The organism is Mesorhizobium sp. WSM4817 (assembly GCF_055811135.1).
Genome location: NZ_JBVVQQ010000165.1, coordinates 1 through 256, shown reverse-complemented (window position 1 = coordinate 256; position 256 = coordinate 1). Strand labels below are relative to the sequence as shown.

Genomic DNA, 256 nt, shown 5'->3' with positions numbered 1-256 from the left:
GATTTGCGCGGTCGCGATCGACTTCATGGCGCGGAAATCTGAGCATCACCGGCATATCTGCCGCGAGTGCGCCGAGATTTGCCGGGCGTGCGCGTCGAGCTGCGAAGGGCTGGACGGCATGGAGGATTGCGTCGCCGCGTGTCGCAAGTGCGCCGAGGCTTGCGACAAGATGGCCGCGTAAATGGCCCGAGGGCGGCGCTTTCCCCGCCGCCCTCCCGTTACATTGCGAGCCAAGGCGCGTGAGACGGTGCGATGC

1 protein-coding gene is annotated in these 256 nt (G+C 66.4%); it reads left to right on the top strand.

Annotation, left to right across the window (positions count from 1 at the left end; translation table 11 throughout):
- On the top strand, window positions 1-181 hold a 181-nt coding region (locus AC0L2K_RS35225; RefSeq protein WP_473533690.1), incomplete at its 5' end, for a four-helix bundle copper-binding protein.
- Window positions 182-256: the final 75 nt, after the last annotated feature.